Below are 8,459 nucleotides of genomic sequence, written 5' to 3'. Positions count from 1 at the left end.
GACGTCGTCGACGACGTCGTCCACCCAGCGGGCGAACCCGTACAGCGCGTGGACGGCGGGACGTTGCTCCGGGCTGAGCAATCTCGTTGCCAGGTAATAGGTACGCCCGTGCTGTGCGTTGAGCGCACGGCAGCGCCGGTACGCGTCGCGCAGCGCCGGTGCGGTGACACCCGCGGCGTCCAGTTCGCGCTCAGCCGACATCAGCAGCCCCTTCAAGGAGAACGTGCCTCAACGCTAAGTCGGGGAGTTGCTCCGCGCACGACGGCGGCGCTCATCATGCAGACCCCCGGCCGCGCTGCTTAGCTCGGAACACCGAAATCCCACCGACTCCCGAGGGACCGCCGATGTCGCTGCTGACCAGCGTGGACGCCTGCCGCTCGCGGGTGGACGACTTCCGCGTCCTCCTCGACGAGGCGCTGCACGACTTCCTGCGCGCCAGGGAGGACCACGCACCCGAGCTCGCCGCGAAACTCCGCGAGTTGATCCTGGCCGGTGGCAAGAGAATCCGGCCGACCTTCGGCTGGTGGGGCTGGCGGGCGGCCGGTGGGCTGCAGGAGGAGGCCGTCGTACGGGCACTGGTGGCGCTGGAACTGCTGCAGTGCTGCGCGTTGGTGCACGACGACGTGATGGACCGCTCGAAGACCAGACGCGGCAGGCCCTCGGTGCACGAGTCGTTCGCGGCCCGGCACCGGCACGAACGGTGGGCGGCCAGCGCCCGCCAGTACGGCGACTCGGCGGCGATCCTGGTCGGCGACCTCGCCCTGGCGTGGGCCGACGATGCCCTGGTGACCGCCGGCCTGCCCGCCGACGCGCTGAGCCGCGCCTGGCAGCCGTGGCAGGCGATGCGGACCGAGATGATCACCGGCCAGCACCTGGACCTGCTGGCCGTCGCCCGGCGGGAGGAGTCGCTCGAGCACGCCGTCCGGGTGGCCGCGTTGAAGACCGCCGCCTACACCGTCGAACGGCCGCTGCACCTCGGCGCCGCGCTGGCCGGTGCCGACGACGACGTCGTGCGCTGCCTGCGCAGATACGGTCACGACATCGGTGTGGCCTTCCAGCTGCGGGACGACCTGATCGGCGTGTTCGGCGACGCCGCGGTCACCGGCAAGCCGGTGGGGGAGGACCTGAGGGAGGGCAAGCGGACGCCGTTGATGGCGATCGCCCTTTCGCGCGCGCAAGGCAGGCCCGTGGCGCTGAGGCTGTTGCGGCGCTGCCTTGAGGGCGGGGCTGTTGGGGAACGGACCGTTGACGACGTGCGGGCGCTGCTGGTGGAGCTCGGTGCCGTTGCTGCGGTGGAGAAGCACATCTCCGCGCTGGCCGACTCCGGTCTCGCGGCGCTGGAGCGCGCGGTGATCGACGACGAGGCGCGCCACGAGTTGATGCGCCTCGCGAACCGTGCCGTGACGCGGGCGATGTGATCGGGCAGGGTGATGGTGCTGGGTGGCGGCGTGGGTGTGGGTCTCGCGGGCTGTGCCGTGGCGCGGGCGACCTGAGCCAGGAGAACGCAGTGGGGCGGCATGGGTGCGGGTCTCGCGGGTCGTGTCGCGGCGCGGGTGACGTGACCGGGCTGAGCGTTGTGGTGGATGGCGGCACAGGTGCGGGTCTCGCAAGCCGTGCCGTCACGCGGACGACCTGACCGAGGAGAACGCAGTGGTGCACGTGGTGAAAGGCCGCACGGACCGCGTGGTCGTGGTCGGCGCGGGTCTCGCGGGTCTGTCGGCGGCGCTGCACCTGCGCGGCGCGGGCCACGAGGTGACCGTGCTCGAACGGCACCAGCATCCGGGCGGGCTCGCCGGCCGCCTCGACCTCGCAGGCCACCGGATCGACACCGGCCCGACCGTGCTGACCATGCCGGAACTGCTGGACGAGGCGTTCGCGGCGGTCGGGCAGCGGCGCGAGGAGCACCTCGAACTGCTGCCGTTGCACCCCGCCTACCGCGCGACGTTCGCCGACGGCACCGCACTCGACGCGCACACCGACGCGCACCGCATGGAACAGGCGGTGCACGACTTCGCGGGCGGTCGGGAGGCACAGGGATACCGCGACCTGCGGGCCTGGCTCACCACGCTCTACGAGGCCGAACGCGACACGTTCATCGGCACGAGCTTCGACTCGCCGCTCGACCTGGTCGGACCGGAACTGCTGACGCTCACCCGGCTCGGCGGCTTCGGCTCACTTGCCCGCGCCGTGGGGAAGTTCCTGCACGACGAACGGCTGCGGCGCGTCTTCACCTTCCAGTCGCTCTACGCCGGCGTCGCACCACGAGACGCCCTCGCCGCCTACGCCGTCATCGCCTACATGGACACCGTCGCCGGCGTGTGGTTCCCGCGCGGAGGCATGCGCGCCGTGCCACAGGCCCTGGCCGACGCGGCTTCCCGGGCAGGGGTCCGGTTCCACTACGGCGTGGAGGTCGAGCAGCTCGAACGCACCGGACACCGGGTCGCCGCCGTGCGCACCGCAGACGACCGGTTTCCTTGCGACGCCGTCGTTCTCGCCACCGGACCAGCCCAGAGCACCCGGCTGCTGCACGGCGAACCACGCCGGCTCCGGCCGCTGCGCTGGTCGCCGTCCGCGGTGGTGGTGCACCTGAGTGCCGCCCGCGTCGCCGACGACCTGGCGCACCACACGATCTCCTTCGGCGACAAGTGGAACGGCACGTTCGACGAGATCATCCGCCAGGGCAGGGTGATGAGCGATCCGTCGCTGCTGCTGACCACCCCGACGCTCACCGATCCCACCCTTGCGCCGGAAGGCAGGCACCTGCAGTACCTGCTGGCCCCCTGCCCCAACCTGGACAGCGCCGCGATCCGCTGGGACACGATCGCGCACAGGTACGCGTCCGAGCTCGTCGAGGAGATGTCCGCGCGCAAGCTCCTCGTCGACCCCGAACCGCTCGCCGTGATCACACCGGACGACTGGGCGCGGGACGGCCAGGCTGCAGGCACCCCGTTCTCCGCCGCCCACACCTTCGGCCAGACCGGCCCGTTCCGGCCGGGCAACCTGCCGTTCCGCGACGGCAACGTCGTGCTGGCCGGCAGCGGCACCACCCCCGGTGTCGGCATCCCGCCGGTGATGATCTCCGGGAGACTCGCCGCGGGCCGACTGCGCCGGGGATGAAGCGCGGGGGTATTGCACGCAGACGCAATAGCTTCTGCTGGTGGGGCGGAGCGATGTTGACTGCCCGCCATGAGTTCGAGAAACAAGATCGCCGGCCGGGTCGCGGCCGCCGCCGTGGTAGCGCTCTCGGCCGCCGTACTGGCCACGCCGCCGGCCAGTGCCGCCGTGTCGGACTTCATCTACTCGGCGCAGGACTACGGGTACGCCGGGGCGTCGTTCGACTGGACCGGGCGCAGTTCGATCGCGAACATCGACCTGATCGTGTCGGACTGGGGTTGTGACGCCAAGCCGGTCTACGCCTACTTCCTGTTCTACAACGGGTCGTTGCACCCCGACACGACGCCGACGCGGCGGTACGACTACTCCGGTTGCGACAAGGAGGACAACACGAAGTACAACGACCTGAAGTGGTCGATCAGCGGTGATTCGATCACCTACTTCGGCGTTGTGGTCTGCCGTGACGCCGCGAACGGCCCGTGCAAGGTGGGCGGGCTTTCCGGCCGCAATCCCTACGCCTGAAGGGCCGAGAACAGCCTGTCGGTGGTGCCGGACTTCGGCACCACCGACAGTCCTACGCCCGGCTGACCGGTGACGGTGCGCCGAACCAGCGGGCGAGGTGGTCGTTCAGGTCCTGCTGGTGCTCGCCGATCCAGGCGACGTACCCGTCGGGGCGCAGCAGGAGGGCCGGAACATCCAGTGCGGCGGTGGGATCCGCGATGACGTCGACCCGGTCCGACCAACCGTCGGCGGTCAGCCGTTCGGTGCGGTCCAGCACCAGGCCGCGGCCCCGGCGCAACTGGTCGTAGAGCGGGCCCTGTTTCAGTTCGACGTCGTGCAGGCGGCGGCCGAGCAGGTCTGGGCCTGGGCCGAAGTCGTAACGGATGCCGGTCGCGGTGATCTTCTCGATCAGGTGCCGGTTCACCTCGTCGAAGTCCATCAGCTCGGTGAGCAGCCTGCGCACGGCCTGCGCGCCCGGTTCGGCGGAGTGCAGCGCCACCTGGGCACGGGTGTTCTCCAGCACGGCTTCCGCGACCGGATGACGTTCGGCGTGGTAGGTGTCGAGCAGTGTTTCGGGCGCCCAGCCGTGGATCTGCGCGGCCAGCTTCCAGCCGAGGTTGACCGCGTCCTGCACACCCAGGTTCAGGCCCTGGCCACCGGCGGGCGGGTGGATGTGCGCCGCGTCGCCGGCCAGCAGCACCCGCCCGACGCGGTAGTGCTCGGCCAGCCGGGTGGCGTCGCCGAACCGGGACAGCCAGCGCGGGGAGTGCACGCCGAAATCGGTTCCGGCGATGGCGCGCAGCTGCTGCCGGAAGTCCTCGATGGTGGGCGGTTCCGCACGTGACTCGCTGACTCCCGCGACGGGGATCACGACGCGATAGATCCCTTCGCCGAACGGGCCGAAACTGAACACCCTGGTGGTCTGGTGGATCTCGGCGACCTTGGCGGCGATCTCCGCCTGCGGCGCGGTCGCTGCCATCTCGCCCATCAGCGTGTCGTTGCGCGAGGGCTCGCCGGGGAAACCGACGCCGAGCAGTTTGCGCACGGTGCTGCGCGCGCCGTCACAGCCGACGAGGTAACGGGTTCGCAGTCGTTCTCCGTCGGCCAGTTCGACGGTGACGCCTTCGTCGTCCTGCTCGAAACCGGTCACCGCGCGACCGCGCCGGACCCGCGCACCCAGTTCGAGCGCATGAGCTTCGAGCAGTTGATCGACGACCGGCTGCGGGATGCCCAGCAAGTACGCGGAGTCCAGGCCCTCGGGCGCGGGCTTGGGGATCGAGGAGAAGACACCGCCGACCGGACGCCGCCGGCCGCGTTCCAGGAAACGATCGAGCAGTCCGCGCATGGCCATGAGTTCGAGACTGCGGATGTGGAGGCTCACCACGCGGACGAACGACGACACGTGTTCGGATTCCTTCTCCAGCACCAGAACCCGCACATCGTGCAACCGGAGTTCGGCCGCCAGCATCCCGCCGGTCGGCCCGCATCCGGCAATGATCACATCGAACATGAACCACCCGTTCGTCTTCTCGCCCCGGAGATGTCGGCGGCCGATTGTGGGGTCGTCCAGGTGATGCCGCAAGCGATATACGCGGGCTAACGTAACGCGTTGTGGGCGGCTCAGGTGGTGAGGTCCGGATCCTCGGACCGGTCGAGGTGTGCGGCCCGTACGGCCGCGCGGTGCTGAGCGGCGCCCGGCAGCGCAGCATCGTCGCCGTGCTCGCCCTGCGCGCCGGCACGCCGGTCTCGATCGACCGTCTCGTGGACGTGCTGTGGGGCGACGATCCACCGCGCACGGCCGTGCGGTCGTTGCACAGCCACGTCGCGCGACTGCGGCAGGCGCTCGCCGACTGCGGGATGCCCGGCGCGCTCATGACCAAGCCGGGTGGCTACCAGCTCGACGCGTCCGTCGACGCGGAGACGTTCGGCCGCACCAGGGACCTCGGCCTGTGGCGGGGCGAGCCGCTGGCGGGCACGGAGCTGTTCGGGTGGGGCCGTGCGGAGATCGAACGGTTGCGGGAACAGCGGATCGCGGCGCTGGAGGCGCACTGGGCCGACCGGATCGACCACCAGAACGCGATCGAGGAACTGGAACGGCTGGTGGCCGGCCATCCGACCAGGGAGCGACTGGTCGGCCTGCTGATGCGGGCGCTGCACCTCGACGGCAGGCACGCCGACGCACTCGAGGCGTTCCGCCGGCTCAGACACCGGCTCGCCGACGAGCTCGGCGTCGACCCCGGCCCCGACCTCACCGCCCTGCACACCGCCATCCTCCGCCGCGATCCCGTGCTGCACAGCGCGAAACCCGCCCAGCTGCCCGCCCGCGCCGGTCACTTCACCGGCCGTGCCGCCGAGTTCGCCGCGCTCGCCGGCCTGCCGCCGATCGTCGTGGTCTCCGGGGTCGCGGGCGTCGGCAAGACCACGTTCGCGGTGGAGTGGGCGCATCGCGTCGCCGATCTGTTCCCGGACGGGCAGGTGTTCCTGGACCTGCAACGGCTCACGCCGGCCCAGGCGATGAGCGAGATGCTGCACGGCCTCGGCGTCCCGGCCGACCGGGTGCCGGCCGATCCGGCCTCGCTGTACCGGACGTTGTTGCACGGCAAGCGGGTGCTCATCGTGCTGGACGACGTTCGCAGGGCGCGGGACGTGCTGCCGCTCGTGCCCGGCGACCAGGGGAACCTGCTGCTGATCACGAGCCGCGACACGCTCTCGGCGCTCGGCACCCGCCACGCCGTGCACACGGTGAGCCTCGGCCTGCTGAGCGAGCCGGAAGCACATGCCCTGCTGACCGACATTCTCGGCGAGCCGCGGGTGCGAGCGGAGTCCGCCGCGACCTCCGAACTCACTGTCCGTTGTGGACGATTGCCGCTCGCGTTGCGCATCGCGGCCGCACGGCTCGCGATCCGGCCCGGCCGGCGGATCGCGGACCTCGTGCGGGAGCTGACCCGCAACGACCCGCTGGACGTGCTGACCGTCGACGGCGACGATCGCACGGTCCGCACCGTGTTCGCCAGCGCCCACCGCACGCTGAGCCCGCAGGCGGCGCGGCTGTTCCGCGTGCTCGGCGAACATCCCGGTGCGAGTTTTCCCGCCGACCTCGCCGACGCGATGGGTCCGGGCCTCGACGAGCTCGTCGCGTCACACCTCGTCAGCGAGATGGGGAACGGCCGGTACGCGCTGCACGACCTGATCCGGTTGTTCGCCCGGCAGAGCGGCGACATCGGCGACGGTGTGGAGCACCTGCTCGACCGGTACCTCACGATCGTCCACGCGGCCAACGAAGTGCTCAACCCGCGCCACGACCTCGTCACCCGGCCACACAGCGACGATCTCCCGTTCACCGCGGACCGCCTGGAAGTACTCACCTACCTCGACGCCGAACGCGACAACCTGCTGCACGTGATCAGGCTGGCGGCATGTTCGGGCCTGCACCGCGAGACGTGGCAGCTGGCGTACCTGCTGACGAGTTACTTCGAGGCACGCGGCAACTGGGCGGCCCGCGTCGAGCAGTGCGAACACGCCGTGCGGGCCGCCCACGCGCTCGGCGACCAACGAGCCGAGGCCGAGATGCTGCGGGGACTGGGCATCGCCCTGCAGATGACCTCGCGCACCGCCGAAGCCATGGTGGTGCAACGACAAGCGCTCGCCCTGGTGCGCGAGGCGGGCGACCTCCGCGGAGAAGCACGGCTGCACAACAACATCGCCAACGCGCACTCCGAGCTGCGTCAGTTCGACCTCGCACTGGAGTCCTACACCGCGGCGATGGAGGTGCACCGCGCCGCGGGCGACGAGGTCGGCGTGGCGCTGGCCCGGCGCAACCTCGGCTACACCTACGTGCGGATGGGCCGGCCGGACCTCGCCGCCTCACCGCTGTTCGCGGCGCTGGAGACGTTCCGCGCCAAGCGGAACCCGCGGCTGGAGGCGGCGACGCTGATGTCGCTCGGCAACGCCTTCCACCAGCTCGCCGATCTCGAACCGGCGCTGCGCTGGTTCGGCGACGCGTTGCGGATCAGCCGCGAGATCACCGACCACCGCTTCGAGGCCGACGCGCTGACCGGCCTCGGCATCACCCAGCTCGCGCTCGGAGATCCCACCGTGGCAAGGGAATGCCTGACCGGCGCACTCGTGGTGTGCCGCACGCTGGGCGACCGGCACCGCGAGGCGGAGACCCTGCGCCACCTCGGCGAGGCCGAGCTCGCCCTCGGCGACCTGGCCGCCGCCCGGGACCACCTCACGGCCGCGCTGGCGGCCAGGGCCCAGGCACCGGACGAGTTCGAGCAGGCCCAGGTCCACCGCACGTTCGCCGGCCTGGAGGGCCGGTGCGGGCGGTGGACCGAGGCTGCCCGGCACTGGGCTCAGGCGATCACGCTGTTCAGCTCCTGCCGGCGATCGTGAACACGGCCACCGCCTTGCCGACCTGGCCCGGCTTCACCGCGGTGATCCGGAGCGTGAACTGCTTCTTCTCCTCCGTCACCCGCAGCACGGTGTACGGCACCTCGGCGTAGGTCTGGCCCGCCTTGATCGTGACCGTTCCGCTCTGCGGAGCGCGGTAGTCCTCACCCTGCTTCGCGGTGCCGTCGACGAACCTGTACGACACCTCGACGTTCCGGTTCGCCTCGTCGTTCCGCATCGCTTCGACGTTCGGCTTCGTCTCGCACTCGCGCAGTTTCACCAGCGCGGCGTAGGGCTCCGTCGACTCGTGCACAGGCCCGTCGATCGCGTCCACGACGATCGGGCAGTCCGGCAGGGCGTAGTCCGTTACCCCGTGCGCGGGCACGGTTCCGAGCAACAGCAGCAACAACACCATGATCGTCTTCATCGACCACCCCTTCGGCAGGTCTGGC

The 8,459-nt window shown here is 70.8% G+C and carries 7 protein-coding genes; 4 read left to right on the top strand and 3 right to left on the bottom strand.

What is annotated here, in order from left to right; genetic code table 11:
* A partial coding sequence (locus tag B0F77_RS39230) for a squalene/phytoene synthase family protein (RefSeq protein ID WP_158102947.1) occupies nt 1-201 on the bottom strand: 201 nt, incomplete at its 3' end.
* A 143-nt stretch (nt 202-344) separates the two neighbouring features.
* Between B0F77_RS39230 and B0F77_RS39225 the strand changes: the two genes are divergently transcribed.
* The 3 genes from B0F77_RS39225 to B0F77_RS39215 all read left to right on the top strand — a co-directional run bounded on the left by B0F77_RS39225 (nt 345) and on the right by B0F77_RS39215 (nt 3,636).
* Nucleotides 345-1,418 carry a polyprenyl synthetase family protein gene (locus tag B0F77_RS39225; protein ID WP_086668128.1) on the top strand — a complete coding sequence of 358 codons (1,074 nt, stop codon included), beginning with the start codon at nt 345-347 and terminating at the stop codon, nt 1,416-1,418.
* Between the two features lie 235 nt (nt 1,419-1,653).
* The gene (gene crtI, locus B0F77_RS39220) at nt 1,654-3,117 is read left to right on the top strand and encodes a phytoene desaturase family protein (protein ID WP_086668133.1); all 1,464 of its coding nucleotides are present in this window, start codon (nt 1,654-1,656) and stop codon (nt 3,115-3,117) included.
* A gap of 69 nt (nt 3,118-3,186) precedes the next feature.
* On the top strand, nt 3,187-3,636 hold the full coding sequence (locus B0F77_RS39215) for a hypothetical protein (RefSeq protein WP_086668127.1): 450 nt from the start codon (nt 3,187-3,189) through the stop codon (nt 3,634-3,636).
* Between the two features lie 52 nt (nt 3,637-3,688).
* Here B0F77_RS39215 and B0F77_RS39210 read toward each other — a convergent pair whose 3' ends face one another.
* Nucleotides 3,689-5,125: an FAD-dependent monooxygenase gene (locus tag B0F77_RS39210; protein WP_086668126.1), complete on the bottom strand. Its 1,437-nt coding sequence runs from the start codon at nt 5,123-5,125 to the stop codon at nt 3,689-3,691.
* A gap of 101 nt (nt 5,126-5,226) precedes the next feature.
* Here B0F77_RS39210 and B0F77_RS39205 point away from each other — a divergent pair, with 101 nt between their 5' ends.
* Nucleotides 5,227-8,010: an AfsR/SARP family transcriptional regulator gene (locus B0F77_RS39205; RefSeq protein WP_245849246.1), complete on the top strand. Its 2,784-nt coding sequence runs from the start codon at nt 5,227-5,229 to the stop codon at nt 8,008-8,010.
* Here B0F77_RS39205 and B0F77_RS39200 read toward each other — a convergent pair.
* Nucleotides 7,988-8,434 (bottom strand): Calx-beta domain-containing protein, encoded by a 447-nt coding sequence (locus tag B0F77_RS39200; RefSeq protein WP_086668125.1) that lies wholly within the window; start codon nt 8,432-8,434, stop codon nt 7,988-7,990. The two genes, B0F77_RS39205 and B0F77_RS39200, sit on opposite strands and share 23 nt — an antisense overlap.
* Between the last annotated feature and the right edge of the window lie 25 nt (nt 8,435-8,459).

Source organism: Lentzea kentuckyensis (assembly GCF_002150765.1).
GTDB classification, from domain to species: Bacteria; Actinomycetota; Actinomycetes; order Mycobacteriales; family Pseudonocardiaceae; genus Lentzea; species Lentzea kentuckyensis.
Note: the sequence above shows the minus strand (reverse complement) of the source record. Positions and strands in the feature narration are given on the sequence as shown.

Excerpts from the sequence above, each read along its gene's own strand:
- B0F77_RS39225 (WP_086668128.1), top strand. The coding sequence starts at position 345 with ATGTCGCTGCTGACCAGCGTGGACGCCTGCCGCTCGCGGGTGGACGAC.
- B0F77_RS39200 (WP_086668125.1), bottom strand. The coding sequence starts at position 8,434 with ATGAAGACGATCATGGTGTTGTTGCTGCTGTTGCTCGGAACCGTGCCC.
- B0F77_RS39215 (WP_086668127.1), top strand. The coding sequence starts at position 3,187 with ATGAGTTCGAGAAACAAGATCGCCGGCCGGGTCGCGGCCGCCGCCGTG.
- B0F77_RS39210 (WP_086668126.1), bottom strand. The coding sequence starts at position 5,125 with ATGTTCGATGTGATCATTGCCGGATGCGGGCCGACCGGCGGGATGCTG.